Source organism: Acidovorax sp. 59 (genome assembly GCF_002754175.1).
Taxonomy (GTDB): domain Bacteria; phylum Pseudomonadota; class Gammaproteobacteria; order Burkholderiales; family Burkholderiaceae_C; genus Acidovorax; species Acidovorax delafieldii.
Map to the genome: position 1 here is coordinate 855,141 of NZ_PEET01000001.1, position 24,864 is coordinate 880,004.

The following is a 24,864-nucleotide window of genomic DNA, read 5'->3' on the forward strand; positions in this document are numbered from 1 at the left end:
AGACTTCAACTCTGCTCGTTGAGCGTGCGCAGGCGGCTGGGCGCCAGGGCACCGGCCGATTCCAGGATGGGATAGGCCACCGAGCACAGCAGCGAGTTGATGCGCTTGAGTTCGCTGATCAGGTCGATGTGCAGCGAGCTGGTTTCAATGCTCTGCACCGTGTTGTCTGACAGGCGTGCCAGGTGGGTGGCCGAATAGGCGTGTTCCAGGTCGCGAAAGCGCGCCTTTTCTTCCAGCAGCTTTTGTGCGTCGCGCACGCTGCCGTTCAAGAACACGCTCATCGCCAGCCGCAGGTTGTCGATCAGGCGGGCGTGCAGCTCATTGATCTCTTCCATGCCCGCTTCGGAGAACTGACGGCCCTTCTTGATCTTCTTGTCCTCGATGTCGATCAGCACGCGCTCGATGATGTCGCCGATCTGCTCCATGTTGATGGTGAAGCTGATGATGTCGGCCCAGCGGCGACCCTCGCGCTCGTCCAGGGCCTCGCGCGAGATCTTGGTCATGTAGTACTTGATGGCCGAGTACAGGCCGTCCACCTCGTCATCGAGTTTGCGCAGGTCTTCTGCCAGCTGCAGGTCGTCCGTGCGGATCACCTTGTGCAGGCCCAGCAGCATTGATTCGACCACGTCGGCCTGGTGCAGGGCTTCGCGTGCCGCGCACGAGATGGCGAGCGATGGCGTGGCCAGAGCGGAGGGGTCCAGATGCTGGGGGCGGGTGCCTGCGGCAGCCTGCGCCTTTTCCACCGGCAGCAGGCGCTGCACGGTGCGGGCCACCGTGCCTGTGAGGCCAATGCAGACGATGCCCACCACGATGTTGAAGGCCAGGTGGAACAGCACCACCAGGGCGGCGGTCTCGGGCACGTAGGGCCGCACATGCTGCAGCCACAGCCCGGTAAGCGGCGTCATGATGAGCACACCAATGATCTTGAAGAACAGATTGCCCAGGGGCACCTGGCGTGTCTGCACGTTGGACTTCATGGTGGTCAACACGGCGAGCACACCGCTGCCCAGGTTGGCGCCCAGCACCAGACCCAGCGCCACGTCCGCCGGAATACCGCCCGAGCCCGCCAGCGCCGCTGTGAGCAATACGGTGGCGAGGCTGGAGTACGCCACGATGGCCAGAATGGCGCCGGTAAAAATCTCCAGCAGCAGATCGCTGGTGAGCGCGCCCAGCAGGGTGCGCACGGTGGGCGACTGGGTGAGCACCGTGGTCGATTCGGTGATGAGGCGCAACGCCAGCAGCATCAGCCCCAGGCCGATCAGCACCCGGCCCACGCGGCCCACGGCGGTGTCCTTGCGCGAGATGAACAGCACCACGCCCACAAAGATGAACAGGGGCGACAGCCACGACAGATCCATGGAGAACACCACGGCCATCACGCTGGTGCCTACGTCGGCGCCCAGCATCACGGCCAGCGCCGCAGGCAGGCCCACCAGGCCCTGGCCCACAAAGGACGACACGATGAGCGCGGTGGCCGTGCTGGACTGCACCACCGCCGTCACGCCAATGCCGGAGAGCACAGCGGTGAAGCGGCTGCTGACGCTGTGCGCAATCAGCTGGCGCAGGTTGGCGCCGAATACGCGCAGGATGCCGGTGCGCACCAGGTGGGTGCCCCAGATCAGCAGCGCCACGGCTGCCAGGAGATTGAGGAGATGCTTCATGAAAACCGTTGTTTCTTCTTCTTGTGATGGGCGCAAACCCTGCGATGACCAGACCCAGGGGCCAATGCAAGAACCGCGCACACCGGGCTGTCATAAAACTGACACATAAGCATACTCCTGATTCCATAGCGCTGGAGCAGATGCCCATGTCGGCGCTGGGTGCGTTGCTGCGCACAAACAGCACGGCCCGCATGCAGCGGGCCGTTCAGGGGGAACAAAGCCAGCGTGGCCTCAACGCTCGCGCCGCACCCGCAGCAGCTCGTCCAGGATCAGGCAGGCCGCACCCACCGTGATGGCCGAGTCCGCCAGGTTGAACGACGGGAAGTACCAGCCCGCGTAGTGGAACTGCAAGAAGTCCACCACATAGCCGTGCATGAGCCGGTCCACCACGTTGCCCACTGCGCCACCCAGAATGCTGGACAGCGCAAAGCTGAACAACTTCTGGCCCGGGTGCGCGCGCAGCTGCCACACGATGAAGATCGTGGCCGCCACGCCGATGCCGGTGAACAGCCAGCGCTGCCAGCCGCCCGCGTCCGACAAGAACGAGAACGCTGCGCCTGTGTTGTGCGCGCGCACGATGTTGAAGAAGCTGGTGATGAACGTGGAGTCGCCCAGCTGGTAGTGGTTGAGGATCAGCGTCTTGGTGATCTGGTCGGCGCCCACCAGCAACACCGCCCATGCCAGCCACGGCCACATGCCCGCGCCGGTGCGTCCGGCCTGTGCTGTGCGCGCCATCACGCGTGCGCCCGGCTTTCGCCGTCGCCGTGGAGGTTGCTGGTGCAGCGGCCGCAGATGGTGGGATGGGCGACATCGCTGCCCACATCACTGCGGTAGTGCCAGCAGCGCTCGCACTTCGCGTCGGAGCTGGGCTTGACGCTGATCTGCAAAGCGCTACCGGCTACTAATTCAATAGCGGAGGTGATGAAGACGAACTTGAGGTCATCGCCCAAGCTGGCCAGCAGTGCGTGGTCCTCCGGCGCAGCCGTGAGGGTGACGGTGGCCTGCAGCGACGAGCCGACCTGACCGGCGGCGCGCAGCGCTTCGATCTCCTTGTTGACCGCATCGCGGATCTCGCGGATGCGCGCCCACTTGGCCAACAGGCCTTCGTCGGCACCGGCACCCACGCCCGCCACGTTGCCGTAGGTCTCCAGGAAGATGGAGTCGGAGCTGCCAAACACCTTCCACGCCTCTTCGGCCGTGAACGACAGGAACGGCGCCATCCAGCGCAGCATGGCGTGCGTGATGTTGTAGAGCGCGGTCTGCGCACTGCGGCGGGCCAGGCTCTTGGGCGCCGTGGTGTACAGGCGGTCCTTGAGTACGTCGAGGTAAAAGCCGCCCAGGTCTTCCGAGCAGTACAGCTGCAGCTTGGCGACCACGGGGTGGAACTCATACACCTTGTAGTGCGCCAGCACCTCGGCCTGGAACTCGGACGCGCGCGTGAGCGCGTAGCGGTCGATCTCGAGCATCTGGTCAAACGGCACGGCATCCTTGGCCGGGTCGAAGTCGCTCACGTTGGCCAGCAGGAAGCGCAGTGTGTTGCGGATGCGGCGGTAGGCGTCCACCACGCGCGCCAGTATTTTCTCGTCGCCTGCGATGTCGCCCGAGTAGTCGCTGGCGGCCACCCACAGGCGGATGATCTCGGCGCCCAGCTTCTTGTTGATCTCCTGCGGGTCGATGCCATTGCCCAGCGACTTGCTCATCTTGCGGCCCTGGCTGTCCACGGTGAAGCCGTGGGTCAACAGGCCGCGATACGGCGCGCGGCCTTCCAGCGCGGATGCCAGCAGCAGCGAGCTATGGAACCAGCCGCGGTGCTGGTCATGGCCTTCGAGGTACAGGTCGGCCTCAGGGCCGGTGTCATGGTGCACCTCGGGGTGCGTGCCGCGCAGCACATGGCTGAAGGTAGACCCGGAGTCGAACCACACTTCCAGGATGTCAGTGCTCTTGGTGTAATGCGGCGCGTCTTCGGCGCCCAGGATCTCTTCGGTCGTCACGCGGCTCCAGGCCTCGATGCCGCCCTTTTCCACGATGTCGGCGGCCTGGTCCATGATTTCCATGGTGCGCGGGTGCAGTTCGCCCGAATCCTTGTGTAGGAAGAACGGGATGGGCACGCCCCAGCTGCGCTGGCGCGAGATGCACCAGTCCGGCCGCCCGGCGATCATGTCGTGCAGGCGGGCCTTGCCGTTCTCGGGGTAGAAGCTGGTATGTTCGATCGCGTCGAGCGCGATCTGGCGCAGCGTCTTGGCGGGCTTCATGCCGGGCTGGGTGAACACGCCTTCGCCCTCGTCCATGCGCACGAACCACTGTGCGGCGGCGCGGTAGATCACCGGCGTCTTGTGGCGCCAGCAGTGCGGGTAGCTGTGTGTGATGTCCTTGGTGGTCATCAGGCGGCCTGCGTTGCGCAAGGCTTCGATGATCACGGGCACGGCCTTCCAGATGTGCTGGCCGCCAAACAGCGGGAAGTCGGCCGCGTAGGTGCCGTTGCCCTGCACGGGGTTCAGGATGTCGTCGAGCGCCATGCCATGCGCGCGGCAGGAGTTGAAGTCTTCCAGACCGTAGGCGGGCGAGGAGTGCACGATACCCGTGCCGTCGTCGGCCGTGGCGTAGTCGGCCAGGTACACGGGCGAGAGGCGTCGGTATCCAAAGCTGCCGTCTTCGCTGGCCACGTCGTACAGCGGGTGTTCGAATTCGAGTCCCCCCAGGCTCTTGCCCAGGGTGGTGGCGATCACGCTGCCAGTCAAGCCGTAGCGTTCCAGGCACGATGCCACCAGCGGCTCGGCCACCAGCAAAACGCGCTCACCCGTATCCACCAGCGCATAGCTGATCTCGGGGTTCAGGTTCAGCGCCTGGTTGGCGGGGATGGTCCAGGCGGTCGTGGTCCAGATGACGACGAATGCGTCTTTGGCGAGCGCGGGCAGGCCGAAGGCGGCGGCCAGCTTGGCAGGCTCGTGCGCCTTGAAGGCCACGTCCAGCGTGGTGCTCTTCTTGTCCTGGTACTCGATCTCGAACTCGGCCAGCGACGAGCCGCAGTCAAAGCACCAGTACACGGGCTTGAGGCCCCGGTACACAAAACCACGCTCCATCACGCGCTTGAAGGCACGGATTTCGCCCGCCTCGTTGGCAGGGTTCATGGTTTTGTAGGGGTTGTCCCATTCACCCAGCACGCCCAGGCGCTTGAAGTCCACCATCTGCTGCGCGATCTGCTCGGTGGCGAACGCGCGGCTCTTGGCCTGCATGTCATCGCGGGAGAGGTTGCGGCCGTGTTTCTTCTCGATGGCGTTTTCGATCGGCAGGCCGTGGCAGTCCCAGCCGGGCACGTACAGCGCGTCAAAGCCTTCGAGCTGGCGCGCCTTGGTGATCATGTCCTTCAGGATCTTGTTGACCGCGTGGCCCATGTGGATCTGGCCGTTGGCGTAGGGCGGGCCGTCGTGCAGGATGAACTTGGGGGCTCCCCGGCGGGCGTCGCGCAGGCGCTTGTAGACGCCCTGGTCTTCCCAGTCTTTCACCCAGCCCGGCTCGCGCTTGGGCAGGTCGCCGCGCATGGGGAAGGGGGTGTCGGGCAGGTTCAGCGTGCTGCGGTAGTCCGTGGCGGTGGATGCGGGGGTACTGGCGTTGTCGGACATGAAGGAGCCTTAAAACGGGGCATTCCGGGGCAGGCCCGGAGCAATGCGGGGAAACAGGGGGGCGAAACGCGGGAGGTGTAGTGCCTGCAGGGCAGGCGCTGCGCAGGCAGCCCCCTAAATTCGGTCGCGCGTGGTCTGGCGCCGGGTCTCGGTGTGGTTGGGAGCGGCGTGGGCCGATGCAAAGTAGGCGCGCGCATCCGCACAGTCTTTCGCGATACCCGTCGTCAGGGCGTCCAGACTGTCGTACTTCAGTTCGTCGTGCAGTTTGTGCAGTAGTTCCACACGCACGATTTTACCGTACGCCCCTTCGGCACCCAGTTCGGCAGGCCAGTGCAGGCAATGGGTTTCCAGCAGCACGCGGCCGCCGTTCACGTCATTGGGGTCCAGGGAGGGGCGCACGCCCAGGTTGGCCACACCCGGCAAGGGCTCGCCAGCGAGACCATGCACCAGTACGGCAAAGATGCCGCTGGCGGCGGGTTTCCAGTGCGCAAACCGCAGGTTGAGGGTGCGAAAACCGTCGCCCGCGCCTTCCGCCGTGGCGCCCAGTTCGCGCCCCAGCTTGCGGCCATGCACCACATGGCCGCTGATGGTGTAGGGCCTCCCCAGCAGGCGTGCCGCAGCCTCCATGTCGCCCGCCGCGAGGGCTTGGCGCACGGCGGAACTGGACACGCGCAGGCCATGCACCTCGTAGCTGTTCATGCGCGCTACGTCGAAGCCCTTGGCTTGCCCGGCCGCGTCCAGCATGGCGTAGTCGCCCGCTCGCTGGCGGCCAAAGCGGAAATCGTCGCCCACCAGCACGTAGCGGGCGCCCAGGCCGCGCACCAACACCTCGTCGATGAAGGCCTCGGGCGACTGTGCGGCCAGTCGCGCGTCAAACGGTAGCACCACAGTCTGCTGCACACCGCAGCGTGCCAGCTCGGTGAGCTTGTCTCGCAGGGTGCCGATCCGGGCTGGTGCGAGTTCCGGCTTGTGGTGTGCACCGGCAAAGTAGTCGCGTGGGTGGGGCTCGAAAGTGAGCACACAGCTCTCCACCCCCCGATGTGCCGCCTCGCTGTTCAACAGGGCCAACATGGCCTGGTGACCTCGGTGAACGCCATCGAAATTACCGATGGTCAGCGCGCAGGCGTCAGCGATGCCAGGGTGGTGGAATCCGCGAAAGATCTTCATCGGTTTGTTATCTTTTTGATAGCGGTCTGTGCAAGCGCAATAAGCGCAGGACGCCAATTTGTCATGAAAACGGAGTATATTGTGACCCACGGCTGGCCCCGCGCAGGGCTGCCCGCGAGACATCTGCGTTCCGATCCTTGTGTACTTTGTGTTCCAGGAGGCGTGTTTTGAAGGTCTTGAAGCTGTCAGCCCAAGGGCTGCCCCAATCGTGGATTTCGCTGGAGCAGGCGGTGATTCATTACGCCGCCGGGGAAGTGCGCTGGGAGTCGGGTGCCCAGATTGCCCGGTTCCGGGGCGGGCACAACGCCATCTCGGGTGAGCAATCGGTGATCGCCATCAACAGCATCATCGGCACCAAGGGCGTGCCTAGCATCAATCCGTTCGAGCTTAAGCCCAGCCTGACCAACAGCAAGCTCTTTGCCCGCGACCGCAATGTGTGTGCCTACTGCGGCGGGCACTTTCACGAAGAAGACCTGACGCGCGAACACATCGTGCCCTTCGCCCGCAACGGCCAGGACCACTGGATGAACGTGGTCACGGCCTGCCGCCCCTGCAACCACCGCAAGGGCCCCCGCACGCCAGAGCAGGCGCACATGCCGCTGCTGTACGCGCCCTATGTGCCGAGCCTGTGGGAGGACTTCATCTTGCGCAACCGGCGCATCCTGGCCGATCAGATGGAGTTCTTGATGGCGCACGTGCCTAAGTCGTCACGCCTGCTGGCGTGACGGACCGATGATGGGGTGCGGGGAATCGTGCGAACGCTCTGGCCGCTAAGCAGTTGCGCGTTTTGGGAAGGCTGGTCTACCTCCAACGGTGATCGCGGATCCCGGATCAAACGGGCTTGTGGGCCGTGACGACAAATCCTTGCACGGGAATAAGATTTTCGTGGTGCAGCACTGTTTCTTCCACTTCCACCGCATCGAAGCCGGCGGCCTTGCAGATGGACTGAATGTGGCTAAGCTTGTGCGCGTAACGTCCAACTGGTAACAGCACGAGATCCGGTCCTGCCTCCGGAGCTGTTTCGCAGGAGAAGATCAGTACTCCGTTCGTTGTAAGAACGCGGAACGCATTGGGAATAGCCTTGGTTAAATCGCCTGCGTAACTGAACACATCCAGCGCGGCGATCACCTGATACAGGCCATCTGGCGTTTCACGCAAGGCGTCGTGCAGGTTGACAGTATGAAAGCGGTCGTACACGTTGTGGCGCGCCGCCTGCTCCACCATCTTCATAGACAGGTCTACGCCGATCAGTGCGCCGTCCAGGCGGCCCAGGCATACGCCCAGCAGGCCGGTTCCACAACCGAGGTCCAGCACATTGATTTTCTTGTCCGGGTGGCGGGCAAGAATCTTGTCTGCAACCTGTTTGGGCAGCTGGTACTTCAGGCTACGCACCATGTGCATGTCGTAAAACTCGGCCATGCCGTCAAACAGCGGGCGCATCAGCTCCACAGGTTGCTGTGAAGGAGTTTCGCCGCGGGCCACCTGTGCGTAGTACTGATAGACCGCGTCGCCAGGAGCCAGCTGCAGCAGGGCTACTGCGTCCTTCTCTGCGTCGGTGGGCTTGCCTGCAGCAATGCACGCCTGGACACGACCTAGCAGTGATTGGGACTCCTGGGGGTTCTCATCGACCAGTGCGTCCCACAGGGCCAAAGATTCTTCGTGCTGGCCCAATTCGCTCAGGTCGCGCGCCAGCAGGCGCCGCAGCATCACATCTCCTGGGACCAGCTCCAGCCCACGGCGCAGATGGCGGATTGCCATTTCAGAATGACCCGCGCGGTGGGCGATATCCACCACGCCCGCCAGCACCTGCAAGTTCTTAGGCTCGAGCAGCGCTACTTTTTCAGCGGTTTCAACAGCTTCCTTGAACTGGTTCTGCCGCGCCAGCAAAAGCGCCAGCTCCAGCAGGCCCGGTCCCCATTCAGGGGCCAGCGACACTGACTTGCGCAATGCCTCAAAAGCACCCTTCACGTTGCCAGCCTTTTCCGCCAGCAGACCTCCTAGCATGAAGACACGTGGGTCCTGGGGCCACTGAGCGTTGGCTTTATTGAGCGTGAGGGCTGCGTTCTTCAGATCGCCCTTGGCAATCTGTTCACGGGCTTTGGTGAGGTGCTTAAGGTTGGGGTCGTTGGCTATAGCGCTCATGGGCAGAAACAGAATAGGCAAAAGCGAGGGTCGAGCGAGTCGTCCGAACTGCGGTGGCTGCCGCAGGCGAATGGCGGATTATCCGGGATTTGGGGGCGGCTCTTTTCACCAACTTAGCGGCTTGCGCTCAGTGGCTCAGCTCCAGCATTACCACATGCCCTTGCGCCGCAGGCCAGGTCTGTCCCACGACGCGCTCCCCATTGAATTCACCAGCAATGCTGCGCACGCCCCCCGCGGGCTTGACCTTGGCAGATGCCACGCCAGCGCCAGCGGGCACGCCCGCAGGCACTGCACCATCCAGCAGCATCTTGTCGCGCGCCGGGTCCAGGTAGCCGCGCGGGCGGGTCAAGGTCACAACGCTCTCGGCGCCCTTGTCGGCATCGGCCATGCGTTCTGCGCGCAGATGGATGAGGTCACTACTGCGCGGAAAGCCGCTGCGGTAGATGTGGGTGGTGGCATATCCAGGTGCGGTGATTACGAACTCGATGGGTGCGCCGGGTGCAACCACCAACGGACCCCATTGGCCATCTGCACCCACTGTCTTTCGCAGCAGCGGGTTGCCCGTGCGAGCACCAGTGGCGGAGTCGGTGGCGTACACCTCCAGCTGGGCACCCGCCAGGGGCAGGTTGTTGCTGAAGTTGCCGGTCTTGGGGTCGGCAGAGTCCACCCCCAGGCCCGTGACCTTGCCGTTGAGCACTACGGATTTTTCCGCGGCGATCTCGGTGCGTGCGGGGGCCTTGCCGGTGATGAAGCGGTAGGTGGCTTCAAACGCAGCGGGGGAGTACGAAGTCTCGCGGTGGTCGATGCGCGGAATCACCACGTTGGTGGCACCTTTGAGTTCGGGGCCGGCGGCGGTCACGTTGGTGGCCGTGCCTTTCTGGCCGATCCACAGGCCATCGGGCTGGGCGAACTTGTCGTTGTTGTCCGAGCGGATGGTCAGCCATTTCACGGGGCCGCTCACCTCGTCGCCCGCCGCATTCTTGGGGGCGTTCAGCGCCTTGAGGAACGGGCCTGTGCCCGAGAACTCGTTGCCTTCGCGGAACCCCGGGATCGCCCACACACCGTGGTTGGGGGTGCCACCCAGGATGGCGTGGCTCACGGTCTTGTCACCGCCGCCGTTGTAGATGTAGTTGCGGATGGCATTGCCGCCGCGCGAGTTGCCTACCAGCACCACCTGGCGGGCGCCCGTGATCTTGAGCACCTTGTCCACCTCGGCCTTCAGGTAGGCCATATGCTCTGAGGCCGACGTGCGGCCCGCCTGGGGTTTGGCGTCCTCATCACGCGACAGGGGGTAGGGCACGTCAATGGCGTGCAGGCGCTCGCGTGGCCAGCCGTTGGATTCGAACCGCCATACGGTGGTCTGCCACAGCGCGGCGGTGTCGCCATTGCCATGCACAAAGACGATGGGCGGCGCCTCGGCCAGGCTGGGGCTCTTGGTGGCGCAGCCTGCCAGCGCCAGGGTGGCGGCCGCAGCGGCAGCCAGCAAAAGGGATCGGCGTGGCAACAGGAATGCGTGATTCATGGGGGTGTCTCCAAAAAGAAAAAATGCCCGTGGACTGGGGAATCCACGAGCATCGTCTGCGGGTGTTACGCGGCTGCGTCAGTTCACATCAGGCGAACACGCCTGCGGTGTCTTGCATGCGGGCGGACACTTCACCCAGGTGGTGCAGCGTGTCGCCAAAAGTCACTTCCAACTGCGTGAGCTTCTTGAAATAGTGGCTCACGATGTATTCGTCCGTCACGCCGATGCCGCCATGCAGTTGCACAGCCTGCTGGCCCACAAAACGCATCGATTGGCCCAGTTGGACCTTGGTACGGGCCATGGCGGCGCGGCGTTCGGCAGCGGGGGCGCCGAGCTTGAGGCTGGCGTAGTAGCTCATTGATCGGGCCAGCTCCAGCTGCATCTTCATGTCGGCCACGCGGTGGCGCAGTGCCTGGAAGCTGGCAATGAACACGCCAAACTGCTTGCGTTGGTTCATGTATTCGACCGTGATGGCCACGGTCTTGTCCATCACGCCAACGGCTTCCGCGCAGGCTGCGGCGATGCCAGTGTCCACAGCCAGCTCCAGCGCGGCCAGGCCGTCGGTGGTGATGAGCGTGGCAGGGGCGTTGGTCAGGTGCACCTCAGCGGCGCGGCTGCCGTCTTGCGTGACGTAGCCCTGCGTGGTCACGCCGCTGGCAGTGCGTTCGACCAGAAAGAGGGCGATGTGGCCGTCGAGCTGCGCAGGCACGATGAAGGCGTCGGCCTTGTCGCCCGCAGGTACTACGCTTTTGATAGCTGTTACCGCATATCCTGATTGCGCCTTGGCCGCTTTTGCATCGCAAACGTCCAGGCGGTAGCGCGCCTTTCGCTCCTGCTGGGCCAGCACCACCAGGGCTTCACCACTGGCCACGCGGGGCAGCCATGCGCCCTGTACATCGGCCGGTGCGTAGTGCGACAGCACGCTGCTGGCAATGAAGGCTTGCGCAATCGGCTCCAGCACAATGCCGCGGCCCAGTTCTTCGGCCACGACCATCGCATCGATGGCACCCTGACCCATGCCGTCTTGCGCTTCGGGCACGGTGAGGGCGGTCAGGCCCAACTCGGCCAGCTCGTTCCATGCGGCGCGGTCAAAACCGCCAGCGGCCACGGCGGCGCGGCGGCGCTCGAACGTGTAGCCCTTGTCCACCCACTTGCGCACGGCGTCGCGCAGTTGTTCCTGGTCGTCAGAAAAATCGAAATCCATGTTCTTGTCTCCTTAGCCCAGAACCGTCTGCGCGACGATGTTGCGTTGAACTTCATTGCTGCCGCCATAGATCGTGGTCTTGCGCAGGTTGAAGTAGGTGGATGCCAGGGGCGCGTTGGCGGTGACGCCGCCTGGGAAGTTGCCTTGCCAGCCAGCTTCCATGGCTTCTTCGATGAAGGGCATGGCAAAGGGGCCGGCGGCCAGCATCATCAACTCGGCATAGCGCTGCTGGATCTCGCTGCCCTTGATCTTGAGCAGACCTGCGATGTCGAGCGAGTTCTTGCCTGACTTCTCGGCCGACAGCACCCGCAGCACCAGCATTTCCAGCGCGACGATGTCCACTTCGAGCAGGGCGATCTGGTCGCGGAAGCGCAGGTCGTCCCACACGCCTTCGGTCTTGGCAATGCGCTTGAGGCGCTCCAGCTCGCGCTTGCTGCGGTTCACGTCGGCGATGTTGGTGCGTTCGTGGCTCAGCAGGTGCTTGGCGTAGGTCCAGCCCTTGTTCTCTTCGCCAATCAGGTTTTCGGCGGGCACTTCGACGTTGTCGAAGAACACCTCGTTCACTTCGCACTCGCCGTCCAGCAGCTTGATGGGGCGCACGGTGACGCCCTTGGACTTCATGTCCAGCAGCAGGAAGGAGATGCCGGTCTGGGGCTTTCCTTCGGTGCTGGTGCGCACCAGGTTGAACATCCAGTCGCCATGCTGGCCCAGCGTGGTCCAGGTCTTCTGGCCGTTGACGATGTATTTGTCGCCCACGCGCTCGGCGCGGGTCTTGACGCTGGCCAGGTCCGAGCCCGAGCCCGGTTCGCTGTAGCCCTGGCTCCACCAGACTTCGCCGCTGGCGATGCCGGGCAAAAAGCGCTTTTGCTGCTCGGCGTTGCCAAACGCCATGATCACCGGGGCCACCATCACGGGGCCGAAGGGGATGATGCGGGGCGCACCGGCCAGCGCACACTCTTCTTCAAACAGGTGCTTTTGCACGGCCGTCCAGCCCGGGCCGCCAAACTCTTTGGGCCAGCCAAAGCCCAGCCAGCCTTTTTTTCCCAGAATCTTGGCCCAGCCCTGCATGTCCTCGCGGGTCAGGCGCAAGGCGTTGTGGACCTTGTGAGAGATTTCTTTGGGCAGATTGGCGTGAACCCAAGCGCGAATCTCTTCGCGAAAGGCCTGCTCTTCGGGGGTGAATGCGAGATCCATGCGGTGCGTCTCCTAGTGATACTGCATTTGTAGCACGGTCGTTCGTTTTATTCCTGTCCGGGTGGCGACATTGGACTGAACTCAGGGGAAATGCCCAGCTCGGCGCACAGGCGCTGCACGGTGTTGCGCAGGCTTGCCACTTCGGCCTCCAGGGCGTCCACACGGGCCTGCAGCGCGGGCGATGGGCTGGCGCTCGCACTGCCTGCGGGCGCATGGCTGGCGGTGGTGTCCACCGGCCCGCACATCAAATGCGCCCAGCGTTGCTCGCGCGCGCCGGGAGCGCGGGGCAGCTGCACGACCAGCGGGCCACCCTTTTCGGCACTGCGTTCCTGCAACTCGTCCAGAAAGGCTTCGACCGACGAAATGTCCGCAAACCGGTACCAGCGCTCAGCGTTGATGCGCAGCTCACCCGCCGTCTGCGGGCCGCGCAACATCAGCAAGCCCAGCAGCACGGCCGACTGCTCGGGCACGCCCACGCCACGCTGAAAGTTGTGCTCCCAGCGTGTGGTGCGGTTGCCGCTGCTCTCAAACGCCAGCGTCAGCAGCTTGAGCGAATCCAGTGCCTCCTGCGCCTCGGCGTCGCTGAGGTTCATCACCGGGTCGCGGCTGGTTTTCTGGTTGCAGCCGGTGACCAGGCCGTTGAGCGACATGGGGTAGCTGTCGGGCACGGTGCGCGCCTTTTCCATCAGGGTGGCGAGCACGCGGGCTTCGTTGGGGGTAAGGGGGCGGGTCGCAGGATCAAAAGGCATGGCTGGGATAATCCGGGGCAATTTATGAAGAACATCGTCATTCTGATCTCTGGCGGCGGCTCCAACATGGCCACCATCGTCCGCACGGCACAGCAGGAGCGCTGGGAGCAGCGCTACGGCGCCCGCGTGGCGGCCGTCATCAGCAACAAACCGGAGGCCGCCGGGCTGGTGTTTGCGCGCGAGCAGGGCATCGCTGCCGAGGCGCTGGACCACAAGGCTTTTGCCAGCCGCGAGGCGTTCGATGCCGAGCTGGCCGCCACCATCGACCGACACCAGCCAGCGCTGGTGGTGCTGGCAGGGTTCATGCGCATCCTGACGCCCGCATTTGTGGCGCACTACGCCGGGCGGCTCATCAATATCCACCCTTCGCTGTTGCCGGCCTTTACCGGGCTGCACACGCACCAGCGCGCCATCGACGCGGGCTGCAAGTTTGCGGGCGTGACGGTGCACCAGGTGACGGCCGAGCTGGATGTGGGCCCCATCCTGGACCAGGCCGTGGTGCCGGTGCTGCCGGGCGACACCGCCGAGACGCTGGCCGCCCGGGTGCTGACCCAGGAGCATGTGATCTACCCCCGCGCCGTGCGGGCGCTGGTGCGCTCCCTGTAGGGGGTGAGGTCGGGGCGAGGTAGGCCGGGCGCGTGGGGTGCCCACCGCTCCCACGTTGACAGGGTTGGTGCTACTAAATTTATAGCTATCAAGGCATGATGCACTAGCGCACCTGGCCGATTTGAATCAGATTTCGTGTCCCAGGGCCCACCCACTAGCCCCGGAGCCGGTTTCTGGCTCGCACAGCTCGTCAACTGACGGGCGAATCGCACTGTGCGGCCAGAAATCAGGGGTGCCCGGAGGGCGCCGCCGGGTCGTTCACTCCTTGTCAGGCCACGGCGCTCAGACTGCTGGTGTTCGACGCCGTGCGCCAGTCGCTGGCGGCGCGTTCGTACTGCTGCCGGGCAAAGTCGGCCAGCCGCGCCAGGTCGTTGCGGCCGGTGGACTCGGTGCTGGTGCTGGTGGTGGTGGACTGGCCCTGGCTGGTCAGCTGGTCGATGAACGCCTTCGACTCGCTGGCGCTGATGCTGGCATCGCCGTCGGTGTCGATGGCGTTGAACAGCGCGGTGATGGCGTCCTGCTCGGCCGTACTGGTTCCGCCCGCCAGGCGCTCGGCGGCGGAGACCTTGCCATCCTCGTTGGTGTCCAGGGGGTCGTAGCTGGTCGCCGAGCTGCTGTCGGATGCGGCGCCAGCGCCACCTGCACCCCTCGGACCACCCGGACCACCCGGAGGTGCTGGCATGCCGCCCATGGCCTGCATGCCATCGGCACCCGCGCCGGGGCCTGAGGGGCGACCCGCATCGAACTCGGCCTGCGTCAGGCTGCCATCACCATCGGTATCCAGCTGGCCGAACACGTCGTCGCTGCTCACGCCGGTCTGGCTGGCGGTGCCGCCGGACATGGCCTCCAGCAGGGCCTGCAGCTCGGTCTTGCTCACGGCGCCATCGCCGTCGCTGTCCACTTTGCCAAACAGGTCGTCGCCCGCCTGGCCGGTGGCGCTGGTGGCCGAACTGCTGCCTTCGCCACCGCGCGACTGGGCAAATGCCATGGTGGAGGGGGGCGGTGGCAGCGCGCTTTGCAGAGTGTTGCCCAGCTCGTCGGCGTTCAGGCTGCCGTCGCCGTTGGCGTCGTATTGCTTCACCAAGTCGGCCGCGCTGGTCTGGCTGCTGACGCCGGTTTTCTTCGCCACGTTGTCCAGCAGGCCCTGCAATTCGGTGTCGCTCACGCCGCCGCTGCCGTCGGTATCGATCTTGGACAGCAGCCGCTCCGGCGAAGGCCCCGGGCGCGATGCCCGCTGCACGCTCGCACTGGACCAGGCACTGCTGACGCTACTGATGGTCGTCATCGTTGTTCCTTTCGTTCCAAAGGTGGACCGGTGCCGGGCCCTCCACTGCGGAAGCCCTCAGCCATGGCCCGATCCCATTCTTGGGTGCGCGTGTCTCCAGGGTTTGTCCGCTTTGTACCAAGGCCGATACAAAGGGCAGATGCAAGGCATGAACAGGGGGGCAAAGGCCCGCCAGATTGCCCCGCGCAGGGTGCGAAGCCTCTCTAAACTTGGTGCGTTCTTTTGTGCCTGTGCCTGCCCATGCAACACATCCTGGTGGTGGACGACGATGTCGAGATCACCACACTCCTCACCGACTACCTGACCCGCTTTGGCTATGCCGCCCACGCGGCCTGTGACGCGCAGACGATGCGCGCCCAGATGGCCGCCCAGCCCATCGGCCTGGTGGTGCTGGATGTGATGCTGCCCGGCACCGACGGGATCACGCTGGCGAGGGAGCTGCGCGAGCGCTCGCGGGTGCCCATCATCATGCTCACTGCGCGCGCCAACCCGTATGACTGCGTGCTGGGGCTGGAGATGGGCGCGGACGATTACATGGGCAAACCCTTCGAGCCGCGTGAGCTGGTAGCCCGCATCCAGACCGTGCTGCGCCGCACGCGCGGTGCCGAGGCGCCGGTGCGGCAGGGGCCTGATGAAGTGGTGCGGTTTGACGGCTGGACGCTGCACAGCCTGGAGCGGCATCTGGTGTCGCCCGGGGGCATGGTGGTGCCCTTGTCGAATGCCGAGTTCCGTTTGCTGTGCACCTTTTTGCGCATGCCGCGCCGCGTTTTCAGCCGCGACCAGCTCATGGAGCAGGCCCGGGGCCGGGCCATGGATGCGTTCGAGCGCAGCATCGACCTGCTGGTGTCACGCCTGCGCAGCAAGCTTGCGGATGACCCGCGGTCGCCCTCCATGATCCGCACCGTGCGCGGTGCCGGGTATCTGTTCAACGTGCAGTCGCTGCAAGGGCAGGTAGGATGGCCTCACTGACGCCCACGCAATCGCAGCTGCGCGCTGCAGTCCAGCGCTGCATGCCTGACACCCTGTTTGGCCGGCTCGCCCTGCTCCTCATCGCCGCCGTCATCGTGAGCCATGTGCTGGCGCTGACGCTGATGTTCGAGCTGCGCCCTGCCCATCCAGGCCACCCGCCCGGCCCGCCGCCGCACGCATTGGCGGCTGATGGGCGCCCATTGCCGCCGCCGGGACCCGCACCAGGCTTGTGGAACGCACCACCGTCGCTGCAGCTGGGCCTGTTGCTGGACATCAGTGTGCGCCTGGCCGCATTGGTGGCTGCAGCTTGGTGGGCTGCGCGCTGGCTGTCGCGCCCCATGCGCCGGCTGGCCACGGCCGCACAGGAGCTGGGGCGCGACATCCACCGCACCCCGTTGCCCGAGGACGGCACGCTGGAATGCCGCGACGCCAGCCGTGTGTTCAACCAGATGCAGGCGCGCATCCGCCAGCAACTGGCCGAGCGCGACCGCTTTGTGGCGGCCGTGTCGCACGACTTGCGCACGCCCCTGACGCGGCTGCGGCTGCGCACCGAAAGCCTGGGCGACGCCCAGGCGCAGCAGCTGTTTCGGCGCGACATTGCCGAAATGGACGCCATGATTGCCTCCACGCTGGATTACCTGCGCGGCGTGGCGGGTGCGGAGGCTTGGGTGCATCTGGATGTGCAGGCCCTGGTGGACAGCATGGCGGACGACCAGGTGGCGATGGGTCACGCCGTCACCGTGGCGGGGCAGGCTGCCCCCTTGCGCGTGCAGGCCGTGGCACTGCGGCGTTGCCTGGACAACCTGGTGGGCAATGCCGTGCGCTACGGCGGCAGCGCCGAGGTCACGCTGCACGATGCGGCAGACGCCCTGACCATCGAGGTGCGCGACCACGGCCCGGGCCTGCCGCCCGAGGAGCTGGACCGGGTCTTGGAGCCCTTCTACCGTGTGGAGGCCTCGCGCAATCGCCAGAGCGGCGGGGTGGGGCTGGGGCTCACCATCGCCAGCGACATCGTGCGGCGCCACGGTGGCCGACTGGCGCTGCGCAATGCACCGGGCGGTGGGCTGGTGGTGGCAGCTGTGTTTCCGCGCGCTGTCGCCGGATATCAGTAGGGCTCAGGCGGCGGGAGCTTCGCCCTCCCATTTTTCAAACCGGGGGCGCAGCACGCCATCGATGAGCACTTGCTCCTCAAACATGGCGGCCGGCCGCACCCACAGGCCGCGCTGGCCATACAGTGCGCGGTACAGCGTCATGGGCTCCAGCGTCTCGCTGTGGCGCACGGTGTCGATCACTTTATAGAGCATGCCCTTGTAGTGGCGGTAAAGGCCGGGTGGCGTGCGGATGAGCTCGGGCAGGTCGTCGTCGGTCATGGTGTTGCGGTGGCGTGAATGGTTAGGATGGCGGCTGAAAAAAATCAACCAGAGTGAGGGACGCCCGTGGATCAGGCAGATTTTGTGCACATGGTGCGCATGAGCGAGCATGCCAGCGCCGAGAACAGTCGCGCATACCGCCGCAGTGTGGCTGCGTTTGCCGCCCTGGGTTATGCATGGGTGCTGGGGTGTATGGCACTGGCCGTGGGTATTTTGCTGTGGGTGGTGCCCCAGTTGCTGCAGGGGCGCTTTCGTTTCGCGATGCTGTGGGCCCTGCTGGGTGCCGGAGGTCTGCTGTGGGTGAGCCTGCGTGCGCTGTGGGTGCGGTTTGATGAGCCCCAGGGCGTGGAGATCACAGCGCTGGATGCCCCCGACCTGTTTGAAGCGCTGGCGCGTATCCGCCGCAAGATCAAGGGCCCCCCCATCCACAAGGTCACGCTGACCGACGAGTTCAATGCCAGCATCCAGCAACTGCCGCGTTTTGGGCTGCTGGGCGGCGCTGTCAATCACCTGAGCATTGGCCTGCCGCTGTTGATGGCACTTGACCGGCCGCGGTTCCTGGCGGTGCTGGCGCACGAGTACGGCCACCTGCGGGGCGACCATGGCCGCTTTGCGGCTTGGATCTACCGCACGCGCCTGTCGTGGATGCGCTTGAACCACAGCCTGGCCGACGATGAAGGCCCGGTCGCTGCCGCCACCCAGCTGTTCATGCGCTGGTACTTTCCGCGTTTCTCTGCCAAGACCTTTGCGCTGGCCCGCCAGGATGAATACGAAGCCGATCGGATCGCTGGCAAGCTGCTGGGTCGCGACGTGACCGCTGCGGCCCTCGCGGAGATCGAGATCCGGGGCGCGTGGCTGCAGGCAGAGTTCTGGGGCAGCCACTGGTGCGCAGCGGCGGGCAATCCGTTGCCGGTGGGCCCTTACCGCAGCATGCGCCGTGCCCTGGCCAAGGCCCCCGATGCAGCCTTTGCCAACGACGCCTTGCGCCAGGCGCTCAAGCGCCTGAGCAATCTGGACGACACCCACCCCGGCCTGCGCGACCGCATCGAGGCACTGGATGCCACGCCCACGCTGCCTGACTGGTCGCGCGGCAACGCTTTGGCCCTGTTGGGGCCGGATGCCAAGCGCTGGGTGGCGCATTTCGACAAGCAATGGTGCCGCGACAATGCCAGCGAATGGAAGCAGCACCACGCCTGGCTGGGGCGCGTGCGCGCACGTGCCGAGGCCCTGGGTGCATCGACGGCACAGAGCAGTGCGGCCGACCTGGCGGAACTGGCCCGCCTCAAGCGCCACCTGGACCCGCATGCCGATGTGCGCGCCTTGTACGAGCTGGCCCTGCAGCGCAGCCCCGAATACCCCGCTGCGCTGCGTGGACTGGTGCCTTGCCTGGCGGACGATGATCGGGAGGGCAAGCTCCAGCTGCTGCACCGGTTGTGGGAAACGGGCAGCAGCGACCGCTACTGGGCCGCGCGCACGGCATTGGCCGAGCTGGAGACCCCACGCCTGGGGCTGGACCACGATGCAGCCGCCTTCAAGCAGTGGCGCAAGCGGCTGGAACGCGCGCAAGAATCCGAAGAGCGGGCCTGGGAAGAGCTGTCGGGCACCTCGTTCTTCAGCCAGATCGTGCGGCACGACCTCAGCTCCTTCGAGCTGGCCGAACTGCAATCCGAACTGGCCCGCTGCGCTCCTCTGGCCCGCTGCTGGCTGGTGCGCAAGAACTTGCGCGAGTACCCCCAGCGCAGGGCCTACCTGGTGTTTGTCGAGCTGCCGGGCATGGACGATGAAAGCCGCTATCACCTGTGCCGCGCGCTGGAGCGTAACCTGAGCCTGCCCGGCCCCGCACTGGTGCTGTGGGCGGGCGAGTCACCGACGCTGCAGCAGATCGAGCGCTCGGCGTTCGAGCCGATCTATACCCGTTGACGCCCAGGCCGCGCATGGAGCGACTTGGCCGTTGAGGTTTGGCTCCCGCATTGGGCGGGTGGGGGCGATGTCGCCAGGTTGGCCGGGAATGGGACAATCGCAGGATGCATCCCAAAGTTCTTCTCGACGCCTGCGCCGAACTGGTCAGGCTCACCCTCACGTTTGAACACCCCGCCGACGCGGTGGTGTCGCGTTTCTTCCGCGACAACCGGGGCCTGGGGCCGCGCGAGCGCGCCACGCTGGCTGAAACGGTTTACACCGTTCTGCGCAAGAAGCTCCTGTTTGACCACATGGCCCCGTCAGGCTCGGGTCCCAAGGAGCGCCGCCTGGCCATCCTGGGTTTCTATGGCCCGCGCGATTTCCTCAAGAGTGCGTTGACCGACCAGGAGAAAAACTGGCTGGATCAGTGCGATGGGGTCACGATCGATGACCTGATGGAGCGCCATCGCCACAACCTGCCCGAATGGATGGTCAAGCCCCTGAAGGACCAGCTGGGCGATGGCTTCTGGCCGCTGGTGGAAAGTCTGGCCCAGAGCGCCCCCCTGGATTTGCGCGTCAATGCCCTCAAGGACAAGCGCGCCGATGTGCAAAAGGAGTTGGCCAAAGCTGGCATCAAGGCGCATCCCACACCGTATTCACCCTGGGGCTTGCGCATTGATGACAAGCCCGCGCTGACCAAACTCGATGCCTTCACGCGGGGCGCCATCGAGGTGCAGGACGAGGGCTCACAGCTGCTGGCCTTGCTGCTCGACGCCAAGCGTGGCGAGATGGTGGTGGACTTCTGCGCTGGCGCGGGGGGCAAGACGCTGGCCATTGGCGCGAGCATGCGCAGCACTGGGCGGCTGTACGCTTTTGACGTGTCAGCTCACCGCCTGGATGCGCTCAAACCGCGCCTGGCCCGCAGCGGCCTGTCGAACGTGCACCCCGCCGCCATCGCCCACGAGCGTGATGACCGCGTCAAGCGCCTGGCGGGCAAGATCGACCGCGTGCTCGTGGACGCGCCTTGCTCGGGTCTGGGCACCCTGCGGCGCAACCCCGACCTCAAATGGCGCCAGTCGCCCAAGGCCATCGATGAGCTGGTGGCCAAGCAGACGGCCATCCTGGACAGTGCAGCCCGCCTGCTCAAGCCGGGCGGCCGTCTGGTGTATGCCACCTGCAGCATCCTGCCGCAAGAAAACGAAGCCATTGCCGAGGCCTTCAGCGCAACACACCCCGACTTCCAGCTGCTGGATGCAGGTGAACTGCTGGAGCAGCTCAAGGTCGAGGGGGCCAAGGGTTTGTGCAGCGGGGGTGCATCGGGCAGTGGTTATTTGCGCTTATGGCCCCATCTGCATCAGACCGACGGATTTTTTGCCGCCATCTGGGCCAAAAAGGACTGAAACGCTGGAGGTAGGGCTCTAAACACCCTAAACCAGCGTAAATACTGTGGATTCCCCTGATCCGTTCAGAAACGGGCCATCTAAAATTAATGACCTGTTTCGTTGGTGAGCGGGTTCTCTGTAGTAAGGTTTTTGTGAATATGCTGTTACCCGACTGGGCTGTACTGAACGCCGCCATTGACTGGCTGGGAAATGGGTTGTGGAACCTGTCCTGGTGGCAGATCGTGTTGTACACCCTTGCCACGACCCACATCACCATCGCTGCGGTCACGATCTTCCTGCACCGCGCGCAGGCACACCGCGCGCTGGACCTGCATGCCATCCCCTCGCATTTCTTCCGCTTCTGGCTGTGGATTGGTACCGGCATGGTGACCAAGGAATGGGTGGCCATCCACCGCAAGCACCACGCCAAGTGTGAAACTGTGGATGACCCCCACAGCCCCCAGACCCGCGGGCTGGACACGGTGATGTGGCGCGGCGCCGAGCTGTACCGCGCCGAGTCCAAGAACATGGAAACCATCAAGAAGTTCGGTCACGGCACGCCCGATGACTGGATGGAACGCAATGTCTATACCCGCTACGGCTGGCAGGGTGTGGGCCTTATGCTGATCCTGAACCTCGCATTGTTTGGCGCCCTGGGCGCTGCGGTGTGGGCGGTACAGATGCTCTGGATTCCGTTCTGGGCGGCGGGTGTGGTCAATGGTGTGGGCCACTACTGGGGCTACCGCAACTTCGAGGCGCAGGACGCCAGCACCAACCTGTCGCCCTGGGGCATCATCATTGGCGGCGAAGAGCTGCACAATAACCACCACACCTACCCCACGTCGGCCAAGTTCTCGGTCAAGCCGTATGAATTTGACATTGGCTGGGTGTACATCAGCCTCATGAAGAAAATCGGCTGGGCTACCGTGAAGAAGGTGCCACCCAAGTTGCAACTGGGCGATGTCAAGCCGGTGGCTGATGAAAAGACGCTGGAGGCCTTGATCGCCAACCGCTATGAAGTGATGGCGGGCTATGCGCGTGGTGTGCGCAAGGCGTGCAAGGATGAGATCGCCGCGCTGCAGGCCCGTCAGGCCGATGTATCGGTGCTCAAGGCCGCCAAGCGCTGGCTGCATCGCGATGCCGAGAAGGTGCCGGCGGGGGCTTTGCCCCAGCTGGCTCAGGCCCGCGCTGCGCATCCGGCCCTGGACAAGATGGTGACCATGCGCGAAGAACTGCGTCAGCTGTGGCTCAATACATCGCAATCCCGTGAGCAACTCACTGCCGACTTGCAGGCCTGGTGCCGTCGTGCCGAGGAGAGCGGTATTGCCACTCTGCGCGAGTTCTCCATCAGTCTGCGCGCTGCACGGGCCTGATGTAATGCCTTGGTGGGGCTGTCGGTCGGACCACTGACCCCGGCGCACCTCCCCATATACCGCTGCAGGGCTTTGTGCCCTCAGCGGTTTTTTGTTGGCTGTGGACCTGCTGGCTCTCGAAGTTGGTGGGGAACAGGTCGTCGATGGCGGGAGGCGGTGCTGTAGTCATCGGGCTGCGTGGATTGCAGCCATGAAAAAAGCCGCCGGGCTGAATGCCGGGCGGCCTTTGGGATGACAAGAAAGAGACTGAATTACTTCAGCTTCATTTCCTTGTATTCCACATGCTTGCGAGCCTTGGGATCAAATTTCATGATCAGCATCTTCTCGGGCATGGTCTTCTTGTTCTTGGTCGTGGTGTAGAAGTGACCGGTACCCGCAGTGGATTCCAGCTTGATCTTGTCGCGTCCGCCTTTGCTTGCCATGGTGCTACTCCTTAAGCCTGGCCACGGGCACGCAGGTCTGCGAGCACCGAGTCGATACCGTTCTTGTCGATCAAACGCAGGGCAGCGCTCGAAACACGCAGGCGCACCCAACGGTTTTCGGTCTCGACCCAGAAACGGCGGTATTGCAGGTTCGGCAGGAACCGGCGCTTGGTTTTGTTGTTGGCGTGGGAAACATTGTTCCCCGTCATGGGCTTCTTGCCCGTTACGTCGCAGACGCGTGCCATGAGGACACTCCGATACTGATTAACGGCCGTTCGCTGAGCCCTGGGCTGTGTGCCCAGGTTGGCTTGCGGCCTCACCTCGCCAGAAAGGGTGGCGGTAACCCGATTTGCCTGTTTCGGAGGACCGCAAAAACGGGCCGAATTCAGCAAAGCCGCAGATTATAACCTGCGGCTCATTTTTTCATCAAGACTCTTGTTCAAGGAAGCGCTGGGCGTCCAGCGCGGCCATGCAGCCGGTGCCCGCGCTGGTGATGGCCTGACGGTACACATGGTCCTGCACATCGCCTGCGGCAAACACGCCGGGCACGCTGGTCTGTGTGGCAAAGCCCTTCAGCCCGCCCTGGGTGATGATGTAGCCGTTTTCCATCTCCAGCTGGCCCTGGAAGATCTCGGTGTTGGGCGCGTGGCCGATGGCGATGAAGCAACCTTGCAGCTTGATGTCTTCCGTGCTGCCGTCTTTCGTGCTCTTGATGCGGATACCTGTCACGCCCGTGTTGTCGCCCAGCACCTCGTCCAGAGTGTGGAACAGCTTGAGCTCGATCTTGCCCGCTGCCACTTTCTCGTTGAGCTTGTCCACCAGAATGGGTTCGGCCTTGAACTTGTCGCGGCGGTGCACCAGGGTGACCTTGCGGGCGATGTTCGACAGGTACAGCGCTTCCTCCACCGCCGTATTGCCGCCACCGACCACGCAGACATCCTGCTCGCGGTAGAAGAAGCCGTCACAGGTCGCGCAGCCGGACACGCCCTTGCCCATGAAGGCTTCTTCCGAAGGCAGGCCCAGGTATTTGGCCGATGCGCCAGTGGCCAGAATCAATGCGTCGCAGGTGTAGGTACAGCTGTCGCCGGTGAGTGTGAAGGGCCGCTTGCTGAAATCGACCTTGTTGATGTGGTCGAAGATGATCTGGGTCTTGAAGCGCTCTGCGTGCTCCAGAAAACGCTGCATCAGCTCCGGTCCCTGCACGCCGTGCACGTCGGCAGGCCAGTTGTCCACCTCGGTGGTGGTCATCAGCTGGCCACCCTGGGCCATGCCGGTGATCAGCACCGGGTTCAGGTTGGCACGGGCGGCATAAACCGCTGCGGTGTAGCCCGCAGGGCCCGAGCCGAGGATCAGAACTTTCGCGTGTTGGGTGGTGGACATGGTAAAAGCCTGTGTTTTGCGCCCGCTACATGGGGCGCTGTTGGGAAAGCTGGGGGTTGAGCCGCCGAGTATCAACCGGCGTCCGCTCGCGAGAGTGGCCCCGTTTTCAATCACGGTGATTGTAAGAACCCATTGATAACCCGTTGCGGCTCCGGTTGGGTCGCACCCCTGAAAGGAGATGTTTGCATGTCCACGATGTTGTCCAACCTCGACCTGCTGCGCCGGGTACCTTTGTTTTCGCTGCTGACGGTGGCGCAGGCCGAGGTGATCAGCGGCGCAGTGATCAAACGCCGCTTCAAGCGGGGCGAGGCGCTGGTGGAGCAGGGGCAAAAGTCCAATGCCCTGTTCATCTTGCTCACAGGGCGCGCCCGGGTCATGACCTCGGACAGCCGGGGGCGTGAGGTGATCCTGGCCACCCTCGCCCAGGGCGACTACCTGGGCGAGATGAGCATCATCGACAACGAACCCCACTCGGCCACTGTGCGTGCCGAGGTGCAGACCGACGTGCTGATGCTGGGGCGTGCGGAGTTTGCGCGTTGTCTCACCGAGAACGCGTCCATGTCGCTGGTGGTGATGCGCGGGCTGGTCAAGCGGCTGCGCCACGCTGATCGCAAGATTGAGTCACTCGCGTTACTGGATGTGTACGGCCGTGTGGCCCATGCCTTGCTGGACTTTGCGGTGCCCGATGCGCAGGGGCAGCTGCTGATCAAGGACAAAATCTCCCGCCAGGATCTGGCCAAGATGGTGGGAGCTTCCCGCGAAATGGTCAGCCGCGTGATGAAAGACCTGGAGGAGCGCGGCTTCATCGAGGCACTGCCCAGCGGGGCTACCCTGCTCAAGGACCGGCTGAACGCGCTGGGCTGAAATCCGGGGGGCGGACCCTGCGCGGGGTGGTGCGCCCAGCGCAACGCATGGGGTA

22 protein-coding genes are annotated in these 24,864 nt (G+C 64.5%); 8 read left to right on the forward strand and 14 right to left on the reverse strand.

Annotated features, from left to right (window positions below):
- Positions 1-5: 5 nt before the first annotated feature.
- From CLU87_RS03890 to CLU87_RS03905, 4 genes are all read right to left on the reverse strand, one after another.
- A complete protein-coding gene (locus CLU87_RS03890) occupies positions 6-1,661 on the reverse strand; it encodes a Na/Pi cotransporter family protein (protein ID WP_099729590.1) in 1,656 nt (551 codons plus the stop codon).
- Between the two features lie 231 nt (positions 1,662-1,892).
- The gene (lspA, locus tag CLU87_RS03895) at positions 1,893-2,396 is read right to left on the reverse strand and encodes a signal peptidase II (protein WP_099729591.1); all 504 of its coding nucleotides are present in this window, start codon (positions 2,394-2,396) and stop codon (positions 1,893-1,895) included.
- Positions 2,396-5,281, reverse strand: coding sequence for an isoleucine--tRNA ligase (gene ileS, locus CLU87_RS03900; protein WP_099729592.1), 2,886 nt, complete (start codon positions 5,279-5,281; stop codon positions 2,396-2,398). The genes lspA and ileS overlap by 1 nt, the downstream gene beginning before the upstream one ends.
- Positions 5,282-5,395: 114 nt before the next feature.
- Positions 5,396-6,448, reverse strand: a complete 1,053-nt coding sequence (locus CLU87_RS03905) for a bifunctional riboflavin kinase/FAD synthetase (protein WP_099729593.1) — start codon at positions 6,446-6,448, stop codon at positions 5,396-5,398.
- Positions 6,449-6,615: 167 nt separating this feature from the next.
- On the opposite strand from CLU87_RS03905, the gene CLU87_RS03910 reads away from it, so the two are divergent.
- Positions 6,616-7,173 (forward strand): HNH endonuclease, encoded by a 558-nt coding sequence (locus tag CLU87_RS03910; RefSeq protein ID WP_055401504.1) that lies wholly within the window; start codon positions 6,616-6,618, stop codon positions 7,171-7,173.
- A gap of 106 nt (positions 7,174-7,279) precedes the next feature.
- Here the strand turns inward: CLU87_RS03910 and CLU87_RS03915 are convergent, their stop codons facing one another.
- From CLU87_RS03915 to CLU87_RS03935, 5 genes are all read right to left on the reverse strand, one after another.
- Complete coding sequence (locus tag CLU87_RS03915) at positions 7,280-8,590, reverse strand: tetratricopeptide repeat protein (RefSeq protein ID WP_099729594.1); 1,311 nt, start codon at positions 8,588-8,590, stop codon at positions 7,280-7,282.
- A 127-nt stretch (positions 8,591-8,717) separates the two neighbouring features.
- Positions 8,718-10,112, reverse strand: a complete 1,395-nt coding sequence (locus CLU87_RS03920) for an alpha/beta fold hydrolase (RefSeq protein WP_099729595.1) — start codon at positions 10,110-10,112, stop codon at positions 8,718-8,720.
- A gap of 88 nt (positions 10,113-10,200) precedes the next feature.
- A complete protein-coding gene (locus CLU87_RS03925; RefSeq protein WP_099729596.1) occupies positions 10,201-11,316 on the reverse strand; it encodes an acyl-CoA dehydrogenase family protein in 1,116 nt (371 codons plus the stop codon).
- A 12-nt stretch (positions 11,317-11,328) separates the two neighbouring features.
- Positions 11,329-12,510, reverse strand: coding sequence for an acyl-CoA dehydrogenase family protein (locus CLU87_RS03930; RefSeq protein WP_056061013.1), 1,182 nt, complete (start codon positions 12,508-12,510; stop codon positions 11,329-11,331).
- Positions 12,511-12,557: 47 nt separating this feature from the next.
- Entirely contained in the window at positions 12,558-13,259 is a 702-nt protein-coding gene (locus tag CLU87_RS03935; protein WP_099729597.1) for a YceH family protein, read from the reverse strand.
- Positions 13,260-13,283: 24 nt separating this feature from the next.
- Here CLU87_RS03935 and purN point away from each other — a divergent pair, with 24 nt between their 5' ends.
- Positions 13,284-13,865 carry a phosphoribosylglycinamide formyltransferase gene (gene purN / locus CLU87_RS03940; protein ID WP_099729598.1) on the forward strand — a complete coding sequence of 194 codons (582 nt, stop codon included), beginning with the start codon at positions 13,284-13,286 and terminating at the stop codon, positions 13,863-13,865.
- Between the two features lie 268 nt (positions 13,866-14,133).
- Here purN and xopAW read toward each other — a convergent pair whose 3' ends face one another.
- The gene (xopAW, locus tag CLU87_RS03945) at positions 14,134-15,150 is read right to left on the reverse strand and encodes a XopAW family type III secretion system calcium-binding effector (RefSeq protein WP_099729599.1); all 1,017 of its coding nucleotides are present in this window, start codon (positions 15,148-15,150) and stop codon (positions 14,134-14,136) included.
- 240 nt (positions 15,151-15,390) lie between these two features.
- Between xopAW and CLU87_RS03950 the strand changes: the two genes are divergently transcribed.
- Positions 15,391-16,119, forward strand: a complete 729-nt coding sequence (locus CLU87_RS03950; protein ID WP_056061026.1) for a response regulator — start codon at positions 15,391-15,393, stop codon at positions 16,117-16,119.
- A 41-nt stretch (positions 16,120-16,160) separates the two neighbouring features.
- Positions 16,161-17,231: an ATP-binding protein gene (locus CLU87_RS03955; protein WP_233193703.1), complete on the forward strand. Its 1,071-nt coding sequence runs from the start codon at positions 16,161-16,163 to the stop codon at positions 17,229-17,231.
- Between the two features lie 3 nt (positions 17,232-17,234).
- Here the strand turns inward: CLU87_RS03955 and CLU87_RS03960 are convergent, their stop codons facing one another.
- A complete protein-coding gene (locus CLU87_RS03960) occupies positions 17,235-17,489 on the reverse strand; it encodes a DUF1653 domain-containing protein (protein ID WP_099729601.1) in 255 nt (84 codons plus the stop codon).
- A 66-nt stretch (positions 17,490-17,555) separates the two neighbouring features.
- On the opposite strand from CLU87_RS03960, the gene CLU87_RS03965 reads away from it, so the two are divergent.
- The 3 genes from CLU87_RS03965 (at position 17,556) to CLU87_RS03975 (ending at position 22,143) form a co-directional block, all read left to right on the forward strand.
- Positions 17,556-19,409, forward strand: coding sequence for a M48 family metalloprotease (locus CLU87_RS03965; RefSeq protein ID WP_099729602.1), 1,854 nt, complete (start codon positions 17,556-17,558; stop codon positions 19,407-19,409).
- 104 nt (positions 19,410-19,513) lie between these two features.
- Positions 19,514-20,788 (forward strand): RsmB/NOP family class I SAM-dependent RNA methyltransferase, encoded by a 1,275-nt coding sequence (locus CLU87_RS03970; protein WP_099729603.1) that lies wholly within the window; start codon positions 19,514-19,516, stop codon positions 20,786-20,788.
- Positions 20,789-20,928: 140 nt separating this feature from the next.
- A complete protein-coding gene (locus tag CLU87_RS03975) occupies positions 20,929-22,143 on the forward strand; it encodes a fatty acid desaturase (protein ID WP_056061039.1) in 1,215 nt (404 codons plus the stop codon).
- Between the two features lie 251 nt (positions 22,144-22,394).
- Here the strand turns inward: CLU87_RS03975 and rpmG are convergent, their stop codons facing one another.
- The 3 genes from rpmG to trxB form a co-directional block, all read right to left on the reverse strand.
- Positions 22,395-22,565: a 50S ribosomal protein L33 gene (gene rpmG / locus CLU87_RS03980; RefSeq protein WP_008904999.1), complete on the reverse strand. Its 171-nt coding sequence runs from the start codon at positions 22,563-22,565 to the stop codon at positions 22,395-22,397.
- Positions 22,566-22,576: 11 nt separating this feature from the next.
- Positions 22,577-22,810, reverse strand: a complete 234-nt coding sequence (gene rpmB, locus CLU87_RS03985) for a 50S ribosomal protein L28 (RefSeq protein ID WP_010463481.1) — start codon at positions 22,808-22,810, stop codon at positions 22,577-22,579.
- 181 nt (positions 22,811-22,991) lie between these two features.
- Positions 22,992-23,945, reverse strand: a complete 954-nt coding sequence (gene trxB, locus CLU87_RS03990) for a thioredoxin-disulfide reductase (RefSeq protein WP_099729604.1) — start codon at positions 23,943-23,945, stop codon at positions 22,992-22,994.
- Between the two features lie 186 nt (positions 23,946-24,131).
- Here trxB and CLU87_RS03995 point away from each other — a divergent pair, with 186 nt between their 5' ends.
- The gene (locus CLU87_RS03995; RefSeq protein WP_056061043.1) at positions 24,132-24,809 is read left to right on the forward strand and encodes a Crp/Fnr family transcriptional regulator; all 678 of its coding nucleotides are present in this window, start codon (positions 24,132-24,134) and stop codon (positions 24,807-24,809) included.
- The last annotated feature ends 55 nt before the right edge of the window (positions 24,810-24,864 follow it).